Source organism: Flavobacterium frigidum, assembly GCF_048286735.1.
Lineage (GTDB): Bacteria > Bacteroidota > Bacteroidia > Flavobacteriales > Flavobacteriaceae > Flavobacterium.
Map to the genome: position 1 here is coordinate 19,931 of NZ_JBLVPU010000030.1, position 17,577 is coordinate 37,507.

Sequence of the window (17,577 nt, forward strand, 5' to 3'; positions counted from 1 at the left end):
TTTTAAACAATAATTAAATTTTATGAAAAATTATCCCAATATCGCAATAGTGGCGAGCTTTTTCGGGCTATGGATGGATTCCTTCCTACCTACAACCTTTCAAATAATATCTGGATTTTTCTTAATTTTTACCTTTGGAATCTTGCACGGGGCCAATGATTTACTACTAATAAAAAATATAAATCCAGAAAAAAATAACCGTTCATGGATTATGATTCTGGGATACTATGTGATGATTGTTTTAACGGGAGTACTTTTATTCTATTTAATTCCGCAAATGGCGCTCCTATTATTCATTATTGTTAGTAGCTACCACTTTGGAGAGCAGCAATGGCAAAATTTAAATCAGACCTTTCCCAAATGGCTACTGGTATTATTTCAGTTTTTATATGGTTTTGTAGTTTTACTCTTGCTATTTGTGTTTCATACCGATCAAGTTCAACATATTATCTCAAAAATTGCAAACTTAACGGTTCCTCTGCCCTATTTTTTGGGACTCCTTCAAATTTCAGCTGGACTATTTATTAGTTTATGCGGATATGCCTATTGGCAAACTGAAAAAATAAGAAGTAAACTACTTTTAGAATGTTTTTACTTAATATTATTTACCATCCTATTTAAATCCTCTAGTTTAATTTGGGGCTTTGCTATATACTTTGTGATTTGGCACAGCATTCCCTCTATAATTGATCAGATTAAATTCTTGAATGGTTCTTTCTCATTTCCACATTTTATAACCTATTGCAAAAATGCAGGTTTCTATTGGCTCGCTTCTGTTATAGGAATCGCTTTGATATATTTTATCTGTAAAAAAGAAGAGCAACTCTTTAATGCGTTATTTTTCTCGTTTTTAGCAGCGATTACCTTTCCTCATGCAGCCGTAATAACGAGAATGTTTCAAGGTAAAAAAAAACAACCGAAAAATAAAGATTCATAAAAAAACCGAGCCATTGCTGGCTCGGTTTTAGTTTTTTAAATTTCGCTAGAAAGCGGATAAACGTTTTACATAATTTTGATATACAAAATTTGTTATTGGCTTATTTTACTTCTTCGAATTCAACGTCTTCAACATTGTCACCTTGAGCAGTTTCACCTTGTGGTTGTGCTTCTCCTTGACCTTGTTCTCCTTGAGCGTACATCGCTTCAGTAGCTGTTTTCCAAGCCGCGTTAATGTTATCAAGCGCTGTTTGAATTGCTGGAACATCTTGAGATTGGTGCGCCATTCTCAGTTCAGTTAATGCATATTCTACCGCTACTTTATGATGATCAGCTAACTTAGCTCCAAGTTCTTTCAATTGAGTTTCAGTTTGGAAAATCATAGAGTCAGCCTCATTGATTTTCTCCGCTTTAGCTCTTAAAACTTTATCAGACTCAGCGTTAGCTTCAGCATCTTGTTTCATTCTTTCGATTTCTTCAGAAGTTAATCCAGAAGAAGCTTCGATACGGATATCGTGCGATTTTCCAGTTCCTTTGTCAGTTGCTGAAACTTTGATGATACCATTAGCATCAATATCAAAAGTTACTTCAATTTGTGGAACTCCTCTTGGTGCTGGTGGAATACCGTCTAAGTTGAAACGACCAATAGTTTTGTTATCCGCAGCCATTGCTCTAGCACCTTGAAGAACGTGTAGTTCAACAGTTGGTTGAGAATCTGCAGCTGTAGAGAAAACTTGAGATTTTTTAGTAGGGATAGTTGTGTTAGACTCAATTAATGTAGTCATAACACCACCCATAGTTTCGATACCTAAAGATAAAGGTGTAACGTCAAGTAACAATACATCTTTTACATCTCCAGAAAGAACTCCTCCTTGAATAGCTGCTCCAATAGCAACAACCTCATCAGGATTTACTCCTTTAGACGCTTTTTTACCAAAGAATTTCTCTACTTCTTCAGCAATTCTTGGCATACGAGTTGAACCTCCTACTAAAATTACTTCATCAATATCAGAAACTGATAAACCTGCATCTTTCAACGCTCTAGCCACTGGTGCCATAGAACGCTTTACTAATGTGTCAGTTAATTTTTCGAACTGTGCTCTAGTTAATTTTTTAACTAAGTGCTTTGGTCCTGAAGCTGTAGCTGTTACGTATGGCAAATTGATTTCTGTCTCTGAAGAAGATGACAATTCAATTTTTGCTTTCTCAGCAGCTTCTTTTAAACGTTGCAAAGACATTGGATCTAAACGCAAGTCAATTCCTTCTTCCGTTTTAAATTCGTCAGCTAACCAGTCAATGATTTCATGATCAAAATCATCTCCACCTAAGTGCGTATCTCCATTTGTTGACAATACTTCAAAAACTCCGTCTCCTAATTCAAGAACAGAAATATCAAATGTACCTCCACCTAAATCGTAAACAGCAATTTTTTGATCTGTACCTTTTTTATCTAAACCGTAAGCAAGTGCAGCTGCTGTAGGCTCGTTGATGATACGCATTACTTTAAGACCTGCAATTTCACCAGCTTCTTTAGTCGCTTGACGTTGTGCATCATTAAAGTAAGCAGGAACAGTAATAACCGCTTCAGTTACCGTTTGACCCAAATAGTCTTCAGCAGTTTTTTTCATTTTTTGAAGAGTCATCGCTGACAATTCTTGTGCAGAGTATAAACGACCATCAATATCCACACGTGGTGTATTGTTGTCCCCTTTTACAATTTTGTATGAAACTCTTTTTGCTTCAGCCGAAACTTCACCAAAACCTTGTCCCATAAAACGTTTGATAGAAGCAATAGTCTTAGTTGGATTAGTTACCGCTTGTCTCTTAGCAGGATCTCCTACTTTAATTTCTCCACCTTCAACAAAAGCGATGATAGATGGTGTTGTTCTTTTTCCTTCTGCATTAGGAATAACAACTGCTTCATTACCTTCCATTACAGAAACACAAGAGTTGGTCGTACCTAAATCAATTCCGATTATTTTACCCATTTTTACTATATTTAATTTTAATGTATGTTCGTTTTTTATGACTCTTTCACAAATAGTCAATCTTTGTGCCAATACAAAACCCTCTATTAAATTGTCAGTTTATGTTAAAATTGACACCATTTTATCTGACAACATGACATTTCATATTGTCATAATACATCATAAGAAGTTATATTATGAAAGCTAATCCTGCTTCATATCTTTTTTTTGAGTACATTAACGTTATGCTATACTGTAATATGTGCAATAACTTGAATACAAACAATTAGGAAAAAGATAAAATAATTTAGAAACAAAAACTATGGCACTTATCAATCCTTATATTAATTTTAATGGCAATGCCGAAGATGCATTTCATTTTTATAAATCAGTTTTTGGCGGAGAGTTCGCAATGGTCCTGCGTTTCAAAGACATGGCCAATGATGAATTTCCGATACCAGCGCATGAAGCGAATAAAATAATGCACATTGCTTTACCTATTGGGAGAAACATTTTGATGGGGAATGATGTCCCCGAAAGTATGGGTCGAGTTAATGAAAATGAAAACAGATCTAAAATTTCTATTAGTGCTGAAAGTCGTGAAGAAGCCGATCAACTATTTAAAGGACTCTCGGCTGGCGGAACCATTGAAGTTCCTATTGGCGAGAGTCCTTGGAATTCTTATTTTGGTATGTTCAGAGACCAATTTGGAATTGAATGGATGGTCGATTTTGATCCTAATTACAAAGGCCAAATAGACTAATTAAAAAAGTAACTCACGCTTACCTGCCCTTGCCACTTGGAGTTTAAATTATCTACCAACCAAGGATTTCCTTTTGGATTTTTGAATTGAAAAACTGGTTGTTGATTTTCTATTCGGACAAAATCAAGTAATGCATAACCTGAATTATTGATGTTAGGAATGTAGACTTGTGTACCCCAATTTTTAGAAATTAGATTGCCAATATTAAAAATATCAACAGCAAATTCCAACTTGTTTTTAAAAAATTTTGTGTCAAAAATGACTTTTAAATCTACTTGATGGTTCCAAGGCGTTCGTGCTGCATTTCGCTTAGCATATTCCCCGCGATGCGCATTTAAGTAGTTGCTATTATTGATGTAAGCATCCAACTGATTCCATTGTTCAGCCGCAGAAACTAGTACTGTATTATTGCCATCGACAATATTTTGTAATTTAATTTCAGATTGATTTCTTGGAATGTATAAAATATCATTTTTTGCAGATCCATCGCGATTGATATCCCCTTCATAGACAAATGAAAATGGACTTCCTGATTTTCCGTTGTAAATTAACCCGAATTTCAAATCGTTAGATTTTATTTTAATATCGTAAAAATGATAGGTAACTATTTTGTGTCGCAAATCAAAATTAGAAGCAGTTAACTCTGGAGAATTAGCAACTAAGGCTTGATTCCATTCAAAATTAGCAGCATGGGAATTCCTGTTCGTACTCGAAATGTCTTTACTCACGCCATAAGTGAAGCCCAAAAATCCGTTGTAATGATCCTCCGTTTTAGTTAGACCAAAAGTGAGGTTGTAGCGATATCCTTGTGAAGTATTGGTTAGTAAAAAAACATTGGTAAAATTGGGATTTATTTTAATGCTTTCTGCCGAAGTGTTGTAATACGGTCGGTTGTCAGCACCAGTAAAATTGCTTTTTTGATCTTCTTTTCGGTTAATAGACTGGAATAGTAATCCATCTAACGTTTTGGTGTACGTAGCTTCAAAATTAAAAGCAAAATTATTTTTGAGTTGTACATCAAGAGATAGGTTACTTTTCCAGTCACGAGGTAAATTAAAATTATTATCAATTAAATTAACTTCTGTCAATTTACGGCTTTGTAACGATTCTAATTGGCTTAAATCCTCATTTAAAGGTAAAACACCCGTAGGCCTGTAATCAATATTAAAGTACTTTGTGCCTGAAATATAATATTCATAAGCATACCAAACAAAAGGCATTCTTCCTGTAAATAAACCAGATCCCCCTTTTAACGTATACTTCCCATCGTCATCTATAGTATAATTAAAGCCAATTCGTGGATTAAATATTGGCATATTGTTGATTTTGTTTTTATAGCCTGCAAATTCAGGTGTACTTTTTATTTGGTCAGAAATAGGGAAATCAGTAGGTGTATTTTGCCAATCGACACGGAAACCAGCTAATAGATTAAACTTTTTAGAAAATCGAATCTCATCTTGAAAATAAACACTTGATAATAAGACCGAGTAATCAGCAGAAGGTGTTTTCTTATTGAATTCAAAATCATTATTGTCAATATTGTACACTCCACGAACTCTATTTGGTCTGTCAGCCAGAAAATTCGCAACAGAACTATACTGCCATCTTCCATTAAAAGCTGTTAGGAATCGGTATTCGATCGCATTAATTTCTGATGAAGTCCCTATTGTAAACTTATGATTGTTGTGGTAATACGTAATGTTATCTGTAAATTGAATAGTGTTTAAACTCAATCCATAAACAGAAGCTTCCCGATAGGTTCCTGCAAATATTGCATTTGAGGTATTATCAGTGATTTCTATATGCGGAAAAACACGACCATTATAACTTCTATCATCATTCACTGTTGATAATGACAAAGTGAGTTTGTTAGAAAGGGTATTGGTGAATTTACTTTTTAACTCGGCAACAATACTATTGGTAGTTGAATTGTGACGGTATCCTTGATTCCCAAAATTAAAAACCGTAGGCGTCCACTCTAAATTATCGGCAAAGCCTTTTACAAAGTTGTTTCGGAGTGTTAATTTGTGATCATCAGAAATATTATAATCCAATCTCAAAAAAAGTTTAGTATTCTTGCGCTCTAATTGCGCATTTGACGAAATACCTGGATCATAATTGTATTTTGATTTAAGTCTATCAGCAATTAAATTTACCGTTTCCTGCGAAATATTCGAAGTTGAACTACCTGGAGCATTTAAAACAGCTTCATTTCTATCAGCCAATTCAGCATTAAAAAAATAGAATAATTTGTTTTTTACAATCGCACCACCAATACTCACGCCATACGTGTAATCATTAAATGAAGCTGCTTCTTGTTTCAATCCATCAGAATAACGACCAATCAAATTTCTATTTTTTGCGAAAGTGTATAGCGCACCAGATGTCTCGTTTGAACCGCTTTTAGTAACGGCATTTATACTTGCTCCGGTAAAATTTCCGAAAGTAACATCAAACGGAGCCGTTTTTACTGACAAAGCACTGATGGCACCAAAACCGATGGGTTGCGTACCCGCCAAACCACCCGGAGTTCCTGATGCTGTAGACCCTGTAGCACCACTAGCTGGCTCCTGAAATCCTAAAACATCATTAGTGGCACTACCATCAATAGATAAATTATTAAATCTATAATTGGCCCCACCAAAAGAATTTAAATTAGCTTCAGGCAGCAAACGTGTGGCATCTTGAATACTTCGGTTTGCACTAGGAAAACTATTAATAACATCTATTTTCAGTCGTTTTTCGTTTCCTTTTTTACTAGTAGAATTATTCATTACTTCAACCCCAGCCAGTTCTTGTACTTTTGAAAAAAGAGAGAAATCTAGTTTAGTGATTTTCCCCAATTGAACCTGAATAGCATCCAAAACCAATGGTCTAAATCCTTCGAACGTAATACGCGTTTCATAATCATTAGCTGGTTGCAATTGATTAAACTCATAATATCCATCAGTCTGAGATTGAGTTGTATATTTTATTCCTGTAGATTTTTGTACGATCGAAATTACAGCAAATGGAATAGGTTTGTTTTGGTCATCAACAATATTTCCTTTCAAAATTCCTGTAGTTTCTTGTGCAAAAATAAATCCTGTGCACAAAAGAAAAAAAAGTGTAATTTGTAATTTCATTATTTGCTTGTGTTTAGATTTTTAAATCTACGCAACTAATTGTATTTTGGTTTTATACATTTATCGTATATTTACGATTAAATTTAATTAAAAACATCACAAAATACTAGTATTTAAAGCTTTACAAAAAAAACCTAATTTAATATTTAAATTTTTATTTCATCTATAAATTACGATTAATATGAAAGACAGTATCGATTTTCATTCTTTTGAATTAGAATTATCCCAAATGGCAAAATGTTTGGCACATCCAGCTAGAATTCAAATTATTTCTATATTATCAAAACACAAAGACCGAACCTGTAAAGAAATTGTAGCCGAATTGCCGTTGTCGCAATCTACGGTTTCGAAGCATTTAAAAGATTTACTCAACGAAAATTTGATTTGTAGAAAACTGAGTGGTACACAGTCTTTATATACACTCGAATGGAATAAATTAGAAAGGGTTTTTACCATTTTTGACCGTTTTAGTAAAAAAACAATGGTGAATAGACCTAAAAGGAATTGTTGTTAAGTAGAGATAGACTGATAAAAAAGTACATAAACAATTAAAGAAACCTCATCTAGTTTCAAATTCATATTTGGAATATCAATACCTATTTTTATACTAAAGTAGTAGTTTAGAGAATATTTAGATGTAGAACATTTTATAATTAAATAGCAATAATCTACATAATAATTTTGCCAATTGTTACAAAAAACAAATGATTATGGATTTACAAATAGTTATGTTTTCATTTGAATGCAATAGCAACAGTACAAAAAACTAATTTAGTGGCTCTTAAAGGAAGCTGCAAGATTTTTTTAATAAATAAATTAGACTCTTTTATCAAATTCAATTGAATCAAGACTATCGATTTTAAATAAAGGCTCATTAAGCGGAAGCGTAAAATAAAACGTAGAACCTATACCCTCTTTACTTTCAACCCATATTTTGCCATCATTTTTTTCTACAAATCCTTTGACTAATAACAAACCAATTCCAGCTCCTTTATTATCTTTTCTTGCTTTAGACAAAGTACTCATTTGCGGTGTAAAAAGTTTATCTTGAACATCCTGAGACATTCCCATACCAAAATCTTTTATATGAATAATTACCTTTTCAGCTTCAACAGCTGCTGTGACTATAATTTTTCCTCCAATAAATGAATGCTTAATAGCATTAGAAACAATATTTTGAATAATAGAAATAAACATTTTTTCATCAGCAAATACACTAGTATTTATTTCGATGTCGTTTTGAAGATGAATTTCATTTAGCGATGCTGATTTTTCAAGGGATTCAAAAACCTTTTGTACGTAATGAAAAGGCGCAATTTTAGTAGGTGAAAAAGCTTCTGAAGCATACTTTACTCGAGCCCATTCTACTAAATTATCCAACATATTTAACTCATCGACAGCGGTTTTATGAAGTAAATCAAGCATTTCTTTTACCACATGAGGTTCCAATCGATTTAAATTGGCTTTCAAATATTCTGCAGTACCAATTATCCCAGACAATGGACTTCTTAAATCGTGTGAAACAATAGCCAAAACATTTTCTTTATGCGCATTGAGATCTTCTAATTCTTTTACATATATTTTGATTGCATCCTCTGATTTTTTTCGATCTGTCAAATCGCGGAGGATTTTAACGTACCCTAGCATCTCTCCGTCTAGTCCAGTAAGCGGAAATACCAAACCATACGCATAAAACAAACTTTGGTCCTTACAAATATGCCAGCGATTGTCTGTTGCTCTACCTTCTAATATAGCAGCCTTAATTTCTGTTTGCGGTATACCATTTTGAATGTCTTCCTCTGTGAAAATGATATTAAAATGTTTACCAACAATTTCATCCGATTCATATCCAAATATTTTTGTTGATCCAGAACTCCAGCTATTAATTATAAAATCATTATCAAGAGTAAAAATAGAATAATCTTGTAAGCTATCTATTACTTGGCTGTAAAACTCTGCAGTGGGAATATAGTTACTTCTAAGAATTTTAGGAACAGTATTATCGTTTTTCATTAAATTTTGTAACTACTATTTGAAATTATGGAAGTTAATTTTTGCTTGAATTATATAATCAATGCTTACAAAGATACACAAAAGAAAATACAATTATTTAAGACTCATTAACTAAAAGTTTTGCAAAACCACCCATATAAAAACTTCGTACATCAGTTGTAAGGAAAGGAGTAATAGTTATCATCCTAGTTAGTGGAAAATTGACCTGAAGTACTAAATACCGCTATTACTTTAAAAATCAATAAATAATTCATTTAACAATGAAGGAGCAAAAATTTTCACCATTCATTTAAAAAAGAATGAAAATGATTTTAAAGATTAATTAATAGGTTAAATTTTGAGCTATTATTTTTTTATTAAGACAAAATACAATCGTCAACTCACTGAAATGTAATAAATTATACAAGTTAATTTAAAAATTATATAAATTTTTTGTTTCAACAAAACTTAAATTTGAGTAACTAAAATAAATAAATTATTTACTAATGATACTAAAAATCGATATCGGCAACGATCAAAAAACAACGGTCACTCAATAATTTTTGTTAGAGAACTATTAAATCAAGACTTGTGTAGTGCAATGCTTTCAATATAAAATTTAGGTACAACAGATAAGATCAATTCTGCTACTTCAAATATTTTTACAACAGTTTAAAAAACTAATAGTAGATAAGACTTCTGTTTTATTTGCTTTTAAAAAAATCTAGGTTCTGCGGGAATAAAATTTTGCTAAGACCAAATAATATTAAATACTAGTACTAATTTTAATTATTAAATTATGAAAAATGAAGTTAAAATTCATGAAGTAAGTTCTGCGACTTTGAAAGGCCGTCGAGAATTTCTTAAAATCAGTGGTTTAGTTGCCGCCAGTACGGGACTGATCTTAATGGGATGTAACGATGATGACGGTCCTGCGGCAGATCAAAAATTACCAGGCGTTCGCGATGGAAAATTTGATTTGGGTGGAAATGATTTTGGTGTACTGAGTTATGCTTATGCTTTAGAGCAACTAGAAGCTGACTTTTATACTAAAGTAGTCAATGCGGCTAATTTTAGAGTCACGTTTAATTCAACAGAACAAACGATTCTGACAGATTTATACAACCATGAGGTGATTCATAGAGAGTTTTTTAAAGCAGCATTAACAGGAGCATTACCAGATCCAAGTAAACAGCTACTTCCAAATTTAGCGTTTAATTACGGCACCTTAAATTTCAACAGCCGAACTGAAGTGCTAGCTACAGCTAAGGCTTTAGAAGACACAGGAGTTGCTGCATACAACGGCGCTGGAAGGTTATTGACTAATCCTGATTATTTATTGCTAGCAGGAAAAATAGTTTCTGTAGAAGCAAGACATGCCTCTGCTATACGAAGCCTTATAAACCCAAATTCAGCTGATTTTGCAGGAGATGATGTGATTAATACTACAACTGGTCTTGATGTCATGAAAACACCTTCACAGGTAATTCCTATCGCAGCCGGATTTATTACAACTGCTTTTACAGCAAAATTTTTACCGTAAATAACACTTAAAACGTATCATTATGAATATATTAAAATTTTTAGAGCCGTTTACCAATGAAAATCTAATGAATGGTAAAGCCTCCAGGAGAGATAGTTTCAATTTATTTGGACATTTAGGGAAAAATGCTGCATTAGCCGCAGTTCCCTTTGGAATTGCTGCTTTGACTTCGACTAAAGCATTTGCAGCCGATATTAATCCAACTCCTTCTACACCAATAGGCGCCTTGCAACTAGCGCTAGTCTTAGAATATTTAGAGAAAGAATTCTATATTATGGGCTTAGCATCAGGTGTTATTCCAACGGGCGGAAGAGATGAAAAAGTATTTATGCAAATTTCTGCACATGAAACCGATCACGTATCATTCCTAATTGCAGGATTGGGCGGTCCAGGAAGTGCTAATTTTGTTGCAAAACCAACCTTTGATTTTACCGTTAATGGGGCATTTGATCCTTTCAATAAAACAGGAATTGGAACTACTGCAGCTTACGCACAATTTCTTGCACTAGCACAAGCTTTTGAAGATACTGGAGTTCGCGCCTACAAAGGACAAGCAGCTAATTTAATTTCTACTCCAGATTTATTAACAGCGGCATTGCAAATTCATTCAGTAGAAGCACGACATGCCTCAGAAGTGAGAAGATTGCGAGGTCTAAAAGGATGGATTACCGGAAACGAAAGAGGTGCGGGAATGCCTGCGGCAACTCAAGCAGTTTATGATGGTGAAGAAGTTACCATGCAAGCGGGTTATAATACCGCAACGCTTTTTGGCGCAGCAGCGGGATCTGAAGCTTATGATGAGCCTTTGACAACTTTGCAAGCTGTAAATATTGCCAACCTATTTATTGTGTAAATAGTATTTATTCGGCACAAAGTAAATCAATTAAAATTAGAACTAATTTTAATTGATTTTATTCCACAAAAAAAGCCTCTCATTACTGAGAGGCTTTTGCTTTCTGGGTGGAAGACGGGGCTCGAACCCGCGACCCTCGGTACCACAAACCGATGCTCTAACCAACTGAGCTACAACCACCATTTGCTTAGCGGTGGCAAAGATACGACATAAGTTTACTTTTGCAAATATTTTTTTTAAAAAATAACGTGAAATTTATATCAAATCGCCTAAGCTATTGACTGCCAAATATCTTTCTACAGTAAAACCTTCAGCATGATCTACACCAGTAAGTCTTCCTAAATCTCTGGAACGGTAATTTAAGCTTTCCAGGAAATTTTTACTCGTTATTGGCGACTCGGGTTCCTTAGAGTTGACATCATAAAATTGAGAACTATAGGCCAAAATCGCTTCTGTTTTTTTATCTGTAAAACCTGTAATGTCAACTACAAAATCTGGAACTATATTTTTCCATTGAATGTAATGATATACTAGTTTAGGACGCCAAGGGTGTTGCACCTCTCCATCTATCGCTGTCTCGACCTTTACTAAACCTGACAAAAAACAGGCATCAGACACTAATTTACTTCCTTTTTCATGATCAATATGGCGGTCATCGATAGCATTACACAAGACAATTTCGGGTCGGTATTTGCGAATCATTTTTATGATTTCCAATTGGTGTTTTTCGTCATTAACAAAAAAGCCATCTCTCATTTCTAGATTTTCTCGCGCAGAAACACCTAATATTGCAGCAGCGGCAGTTGCTTCTCGATCTCTAATTTCTGCCGATCCGCGTGTACCTAATTCCCCTCGTGTCAAATCGATTATTCCTACGGTTTTACCCAAAGAAATTTCTTTTAAAATAGTTCCTGCACACCCTAATTCTACATCATCTGGATGCGCACCAAAGGCTAGTATGTCTAATTTCATCATTTATTTTATTATTTTTTAGCAAAACAAAAAACAGTCTCTTTCTTAATTACAATACCTTTTTCATCGTCATAGATTTATTAACGCTTTCCTCCCACTCTTTTTCAGGAATACTATCCTTCGTGATTCCGCAACCTATGTATACATGCACCTTCGTCACTAGATCAATAGTATTTGGAGTATTGATTAAAGTATCCCCAATTTGCATGCAACGTAAATTTACAAACAAATCTGAGTTTACAACATTTGGAGTCATGCTACTATTCAATTCTCCCAAATAACCCGTATAAAAACTCCGGTCATACTCTTCATTTTGAATGATAAAAGCTTTAGCATTGTTTTTAGGCAACCCACAAACCGCTGGTGTAGGATGGAGCATTTCAATTATTTTTTTTAAACTCTCATGCACATTCAAACGTCCAGAAATATCCGTTTTAATATGCCAGATCTCACCCGCTTTGATGCTGTAAGGTTGGGTTACCAAAACTTCTGACGCAACAGTACTTAACTCTTTAACAATGTAATCTGTTACAAATTGCTGTTCTTCCTGTTCTTTTTTCTGCCAAATAATTTCTGTACTTCCAATATCTTTTTGTGTTCCAGCTAAAGAAATCGTTTCAAAGACACCAGCATTAACCTTCAACAATTGTTCTGGTGTGGCGCCTAACCAAATCCCAATTTTAGGATGATAAAAACAATAGACAAAAGTACTAGGATACAGTTGGACTAATTTTTGGAAAGTTGCTATTAAATCAAAATTAGGTACTGGAATAGTTTCTTTTCGAGACAACACAACTTTTTTAAAATCACTTTTGATTATCGATTCAATTCCTTTGGCTACCAAATCTTTAAAATCCTCTTTAGCTAATTCATCGATGGTCATTTGCTTCTCAGAAAAAACAGTATGTTGATCATTTTCAAAAGCAACTCGCATAATTTCAGATTCATTTTCAGGAATCAAAAAGGTGTTTTTTCCATCAAAAGACGAAATAACAAATCCCTTTTCTGTAAAATCATCAACTCGAAAAAGTGAAGCATCCCGCTGAAAAAAACCAATAACCTCTGCAGTATTGGGTTTGCAATACAGAACAAAAGGGAGTTCTTCCTGCAAGTGTTTTTTTGCTTTCGCTACAAGTGATTCCATTATTTATCTTCGCTTTTCCTTTTTGGTAAAATCATATTGGTAAGCTTACACAGTGAAATCAAGTTATTTCTTTCATCGGTAATTCTAATTTCCCACAAGTGAATGCTTCTTCCTTTGTGAACTATTTTAGCTGTTGCCGTAACAATTCCATCGCGTTTGGCTTTCAAATGATTGGCTGCGATCTCGATCCCGCGTACTTCACTCACATCTGAATTTACAAAAAGCATCGATGCAGCACTACCCACGCTCTCTGCCAAAGCTACCGTAGCTCCTCCATGTAGCAACCCCATAGGTTGATGCACTGCAGAATTCACGGGCATTGTAGCTACTAAAAAATCTTCTCCAGCGTCAGTATATTCAATATTCAGCGTTTGCATTAAGGTGTTCCTAGAAACATGATTGCAATACTGAAGTATTTTTTCTTTGTCGAATGTCATATTATTTACTTTAAAAATGTAAAATTAAAGAAAAGATGACTTACAAAATAGGAATTACAATTGTTATTCTGATTTTGAAAATAGATTTTCCCTATTTTTACAAAAAAAACAATTCGATGCCTCCCAAAATACTTTTACTTTTTATTGGAATAGCACTTGCGCTTTGTTCCTGCCGTTCTGATTTTGAGACAGTAGCAAGCACCGGCGATTTAGCGTTTTCCAAAGATACTATTTACCTTGATACCGTTTTTTCGAATATAGGATCGAGCACCTATCGACTTAAAGTATACAATAAAAGTAAAAATGACATCACGATACCCAGTATAAAATTAGGTAAAGGATTGAGTTCTAAATACCGCATGACAATTGATGGCATGCAAGGAACAGCAGGTAAAATTTTTACAAATGTAGCGCTGTTAGCAAGAGACAGTTTGTATGTTTTTATTGAAACCACGGCTAACATCGCTGATGCAAATCCAGCTGATTTTTTGTACACAGATCAAATTCAGTTTGATAGTGGTGCCAATCAACAAAATATTGAATTAGTAACTCTTATCCAAGATGCAGTTTTCCTTTACCCACAGCGCTTTACTGACGGAACAAAAGAAACGCTACCTATTGGAGAACAAAAAATTGAAGGTTTTTATTTGGATGAAAATGATCCTGTAAACGGAAATGAGTTGCAGTTTAACAACGACAAACCGTATGTCATCTATGGATATGCCGCCATTCCTTCTAATAAAACAGCTACTTTTGAAGCAGGAACAAGAGTTCATTTTCATGCTAATTCTGGTCTTATTGTAGCCAATAAAGCTTCGATTCAAGTGAATGGAGCACCCTCAACTACAGGCAAGTTGGAAAATGAAGTTGTTTTTGAAGGCGATCGTTTAGAACCTGATTTCTCAGATGTACCGGGACAATGGGGAACTATTTGGCTTACTGATGGAAGTACTAATAATAAACTGAATCATCTTACAATCAAAAATGCTAGTATCGGCTTACTAATTCAAAACAATGACAATACTACAGTTGCGATAAAAAATACCCAAATTTACAATAGCAGTACCTACGGTATCTTGGCGCAGACCGCAAAAATTAATGGAGAAAATTTAGTCATCAATAAAGCTGGTTTGGCAAGTTTAGCGTGCTCCTATGGAGGTACTTATTTTTTTACCCACTGTACCTTCAATAATAATTGGAACAGTTCTCAGCAGGTAGCAGTTGCAATAAGCAACTTTATCACTGGAGCTATTCCTGAAGTGAAAGATTTGAATGCTGCAACCTTCAATAACTGTATCATTTATGGTTCCTACGCCAATGAAATGAGTTTAAATAAAAAAACAGGAGCTGCTTTTGAATACCAATTCAACAATTGTTTAATTAAATTTGATAATATTTCGAACCAATTTAGTACAAATCCGCTGTATCAATTTAGTACCGATACAGCACATTACAACGCAATCATTCTGAATAAAGATCCCAACTATTTTAATCAATCTCAGAATAAGTTCAATATCGATGAAACTTCTGCCGCTTTCGCAAAAGGGAATTCGATGTATTTAATTCCATTAGACATTTTAGGAAATACAAGAACTGTACCCCCTGATTTGGGAGCTTACCAGAATAAGGCTTTTCCTAAATAACTCACTATAAAAGAACGCGTACCGAATTGAAATTCAAAAATTAAGCTTGATTTAATTAAACATTTAATAACTTGATATAAGGAAATAAACAGTAGTTTTGCCAAAATTTAACACCTTAAGCAAAATTAATTTTAAACAATTTCAACCAATTATCAAATTATGAAACAAATTTACTCCTTGCTCTTTTTATTACTTTTCACAGTAGCTTTTGGTCAAGCACCGGCAAACTACTATACAACGGCGACCGGCACGGGATATACCTTGAAAACGCAACTTTACAACATTATTAAAGGTCACACAGTTCAGGATTACGCGGGCCTATACATTACTTACGAAACCTCTGATATCGATAATTTTTTTGAAAAAGACGGTACTGTCCTAGATATGTATTCGGAAAATCCTGCAGGAGTAGATCCGTATACTTATGCTATAACTGCTACCCAGCGATGTGGAAATTACGTTGCTGAAGGCGATTGTTACAATCGAGAGCATATTATACCACAATCCATTTTTAATTCAGCATCACCAATGGTTTCTGATGCTCATTTTATCACTCCAACAGACGGAAAAGTAAATGCGATCCGTTCTAACTACCCGCATTCTGTTGTCGTAACACCTACAGAGACTACAAGAAATGGAAGTAAACTGGGAGCTAGTACTACGGCAGGTTATACAGGACCCGTTTTTGAACCCATCAATGAATTTAAAGGTGATATAGCTAGAATATATTTTTATTTTGCCACTCGTTATGAAAATACGGTTGCAACCTATAATTACCCAATGTTTAATAATACAACAAATAAAGTATTTACGACAGCATTTTTAAATCAATTGCTGGCATGGCACAATCAAGATCCAGTAAGTGCAAGAGAAATTTCTCGTAACAATGCTATTTATGCTCGTCAAAACAATAGAAATCCTTACATAGATCATCCTGAATATGTTGCATCTGTATGGACTACAGAACCAGTTGATACGCAGGCACCAACTGCACCTACTAATTTGGTGATAACAACAACCACATCAAACACTGCGTCGGTATCATGGTCAGCAGCTACAGATAATGTTGCAGTAACAGGGTATGATTTATATGTAAATGGAACTTTAAAATCTACAGAAACTGGTTTAACTGCTACTGTGTCTGGATTAAATCCTTCAACTTCGTATTCATTTTATTTGATAGCGCGAGATGCAGAAAGAAATTCGTCTCCAGCAAGTGCTACAGTAGATGGAACAACAACTGCAGCCCCTACTGGCGGAACGACAGCTTCAGAAATATTCTTCTCGGAATATGTAGAAGGAAGTAGTTTTAACAAGGCTTTAGAAATTGCTAATTTTACAGGAGCAGCGGTTGACTTATCTGTTTATTCCATAAGAAAACAGTCCAATGGCGCCGGAGCTTGGAGTGCAGGTTTAAATTTAACGGGTACATTAAATAATGGAGCTGTATTCATTTTAGTTGATCCGCAAATAGCATTATCCTGCTATGCAGCTTCCAGTGCAAACCTATCTTCTGCACAAGAAGCTTTTAATGGAAATGATGCAATGGGCTTGTTTAAAAATGGCGTCCTTATTGATGTAATTGGAACTTTCAATGGTGGTACTGCGAATTTTGCAGCTGACGAAACCTTACGAAGAAAACCAAGCATTTCTGCACCAAATGTAACTTTTAACAAAGCAGTCGAATGGGATTTATATGCTAAAGATACTTGTAATGGGTTAGGAAGTCACGCATTAGCAACTTTATCTACTGTTGATTTAGAAGAAGCAAAAGTTACAATTTACCCAAATCCATCCAATGGAAGTGTAAAAATCAATTTTGAAAATGCCAATGACAATTATGATGTTCAAATATTTTCGGTTTTAGGACAAAAAGTGTTTGAAAAGTCATTTCGTGAGATCCCTTCTGCAGCTATTAACAACTTACAAAAAGGTATTTACTTTGTTAAAATAACTAATAATTCGCAATCAGTTACTAAAAAACTAATTGTGAACTAGTAATTAATAACGTAATGAAATTTAAAGCGGCATAAATAGACTGCCCCCAAAAAGTTAGACACTATTTGGGGGTATTTTTATGGAAAAAAAAGTCAAGTATGATTATGCGTTTAAGCTCGAATGCGTAAAATTAGTATTGGAAAAACATTATTCATGTAATTATGTTTCAAATCAAAAAGGACCAAATGAATCTAACATTCGTAA

Annotated in this window: 13 protein-coding genes and 1 tRNA gene; 7 read left to right on the top strand and 7 right to left on the bottom strand. The window is 34.3% G+C overall.

The annotated features are described in order from the left end of the window. Positions 1–22: 22 nt before the first annotated feature. Positions 23–937 (top strand): Brp/Blh family beta-carotene 15,15'-dioxygenase, encoded by a 915-nt coding sequence (locus tag ACNQGO_RS14475; protein WP_417985711.1) that lies wholly within the window; start codon positions 23–25, stop codon positions 935–937. Positions 938–1,037: 100 nt separating this feature from the next. Here the strand turns inward: ACNQGO_RS14475 and dnaK are convergent, their stop codons facing one another. Beyond that, a complete protein-coding gene (gene dnaK / locus ACNQGO_RS14480; protein WP_417985712.1) occupies positions 1,038–2,924 on the bottom strand; it encodes a molecular chaperone DnaK in 1,887 nt (628 codons plus the stop codon). 301 nt (positions 2,925–3,225) lie between these two features. Between dnaK and ACNQGO_RS14485 the strand changes: the two genes are divergently transcribed. After that, positions 3,226–3,666 carry a VOC family protein gene (locus tag ACNQGO_RS14485; protein ID WP_417985713.1) on the top strand — a complete coding sequence of 147 codons (441 nt, stop codon included), beginning with the start codon at positions 3,226–3,228 and terminating at the stop codon, positions 3,664–3,666. Here the strand turns inward: ACNQGO_RS14485 and ACNQGO_RS14490 are convergent. Continuing rightward, positions 3,663–6,791, bottom strand: coding sequence for a TonB-dependent receptor (locus tag ACNQGO_RS14490; RefSeq protein WP_417985714.1), 3,129 nt, complete (start codon positions 6,789–6,791; stop codon positions 3,663–3,665). The two genes, ACNQGO_RS14485 and ACNQGO_RS14490, sit on opposite strands and share 4 nt — an antisense overlap. Positions 6,792–6,972: 181 nt before the next feature. Between ACNQGO_RS14490 and ACNQGO_RS14495 the strand changes: the two genes are divergently transcribed. After that, entirely contained in the window at positions 6,973–7,305 is a 333-nt protein-coding gene (locus ACNQGO_RS14495) for an ArsR/SmtB family transcription factor (RefSeq protein ID WP_417977195.1), read from the top strand. A 302-nt stretch (positions 7,306–7,607) separates the two neighbouring features. Here the strand turns inward: ACNQGO_RS14495 and ACNQGO_RS14500 are convergent, their stop codons facing one another. Further along, positions 7,608–8,804 carry a PAS domain-containing sensor histidine kinase gene (locus ACNQGO_RS14500; RefSeq protein WP_417985715.1) on the bottom strand — a complete coding sequence of 399 codons (1,197 nt, stop codon included), beginning with the start codon at positions 8,802–8,804 and terminating at the stop codon, positions 7,608–7,610. Between the two features lie 778 nt (positions 8,805–9,582). Between ACNQGO_RS14500 and ACNQGO_RS14505 the strand changes: the two genes are divergently transcribed. Next, positions 9,583–10,326 carry a ferritin-like domain-containing protein gene (locus tag ACNQGO_RS14505; RefSeq protein ID WP_417985716.1) on the top strand — a complete coding sequence of 248 codons (744 nt, stop codon included), beginning with the start codon at positions 9,583–9,585 and terminating at the stop codon, positions 10,324–10,326. Positions 10,327–10,348: 22 nt separating this feature from the next. Beyond that, positions 10,349–11,179, top strand: a complete 831-nt coding sequence (locus ACNQGO_RS14510) for a ferritin-like domain-containing protein (protein WP_417971874.1) — start codon at positions 10,349–10,351, stop codon at positions 11,177–11,179. A gap of 105 nt (positions 11,180–11,284) precedes the next feature. On the opposite strand, the gene ACNQGO_RS14515 is transcribed toward ACNQGO_RS14510, so the two are convergent. From ACNQGO_RS14515 to ACNQGO_RS14530, 4 genes are all read right to left on the bottom strand, one after another. Beyond that, positions 11,285–11,360 (bottom strand) — tRNA-His (locus ACNQGO_RS14515). A 74-nt stretch (positions 11,361–11,434) separates the two neighbouring features. Then, positions 11,435–12,151, bottom strand: coding sequence for a bacillithiol biosynthesis deacetylase BshB1 (gene bshB1, locus ACNQGO_RS14520; protein WP_417985718.1), 717 nt, complete (start codon positions 12,149–12,151; stop codon positions 11,435–11,437). Between the two features lie 49 nt (positions 12,152–12,200). After that, a complete protein-coding gene (locus tag ACNQGO_RS14525; RefSeq protein ID WP_417985717.1) occupies positions 12,201–13,295 on the bottom strand; it encodes a chorismate-binding protein in 1,095 nt (364 codons plus the stop codon). Beyond that, positions 13,295–13,732 (bottom strand): PaaI family thioesterase, encoded by a 438-nt coding sequence (locus tag ACNQGO_RS14530; RefSeq protein ID WP_417971878.1) that lies wholly within the window; start codon positions 13,730–13,732, stop codon positions 13,295–13,297. The genes ACNQGO_RS14525 and ACNQGO_RS14530 overlap by 1 nt, the downstream gene beginning before the upstream one ends. Before the next feature lie 116 nt (positions 13,733–13,848). Between ACNQGO_RS14530 and ACNQGO_RS14535 the strand changes: the two genes are divergently transcribed. Further along, positions 13,849–15,375, top strand: coding sequence for a hypothetical protein (locus ACNQGO_RS14535; RefSeq protein ID WP_417985719.1), 1,527 nt, complete (start codon positions 13,849–13,851; stop codon positions 15,373–15,375). Positions 15,376–15,534: 159 nt separating this feature from the next. Continuing rightward, on the top strand, positions 15,535–17,373 hold the full coding sequence (locus ACNQGO_RS14540; protein ID WP_417947326.1) for an endonuclease: 1,839 nt from the start codon (positions 15,535–15,537) through the stop codon (positions 17,371–17,373). Positions 17,374–17,577 lie beyond the last annotated feature (204 nt).

Excerpts from the sequence above, each read along its gene's own strand:
- ACNQGO_RS14475 (WP_417985711.1), top strand. The coding sequence starts at position 23 with ATGAAAAATTATCCCAATATCGCAATAGTGGCGAGCTTTTTCGGGCTA.
- dnaK (WP_417985712.1), bottom strand. The coding sequence starts at position 2,924 with ATGGGTAAAATAATCGGAATTGATTTAGGTACGACCAACTCTTGTGTT.
- ACNQGO_RS14485 (WP_417985713.1), top strand. The coding sequence starts at position 3,226 with ATGGCACTTATCAATCCTTATATTAATTTTAATGGCAATGCCGAAGAT.
- ACNQGO_RS14490 (WP_417985714.1), bottom strand. The coding sequence starts at position 6,791 with ATGAAATTACAAATTACACTTTTTTTTCTTTTGTGCACAGGATTTATT.
- ACNQGO_RS14495 (WP_417977195.1), top strand. The coding sequence starts at position 6,973 with ATGAAAGACAGTATCGATTTTCATTCTTTTGAATTAGAATTATCCCAA.
- ACNQGO_RS14500 (WP_417985715.1), bottom strand. The coding sequence starts at position 8,804 with ATGAAAAACGATAATACTGTTCCTAAAATTCTTAGAAGTAACTATATT.
- ACNQGO_RS14505 (WP_417985716.1), top strand. The coding sequence starts at position 9,583 with ATGAAAAATGAAGTTAAAATTCATGAAGTAAGTTCTGCGACTTTGAAA.
- ACNQGO_RS14510 (WP_417971874.1), top strand. The coding sequence starts at position 10,349 with ATGAATATATTAAAATTTTTAGAGCCGTTTACCAATGAAAATCTAATG.
- bshB1 (WP_417985718.1), bottom strand. The coding sequence starts at position 12,151 with ATGAAATTAGACATACTAGCCTTTGGTGCGCATCCAGATGATGTAGAA.
- ACNQGO_RS14525 (WP_417985717.1), bottom strand. The coding sequence starts at position 13,295 with ATGGAATCACTTGTAGCGAAAGCAAAAAAACACTTGCAGGAAGAACTC.
- ACNQGO_RS14530 (WP_417971878.1), bottom strand. The coding sequence starts at position 13,732 with ATGACATTCGACAAAGAAAAAATACTTCAGTATTGCAATCATGTTTCT.
- ACNQGO_RS14535 (WP_417985719.1), top strand. The coding sequence starts at position 13,849 with ATGCCTCCCAAAATACTTTTACTTTTTATTGGAATAGCACTTGCGCTT.
- ACNQGO_RS14540 (WP_417947326.1), top strand. The coding sequence starts at position 15,535 with ATGAAACAAATTTACTCCTTGCTCTTTTTATTACTTTTCACAGTAGCT.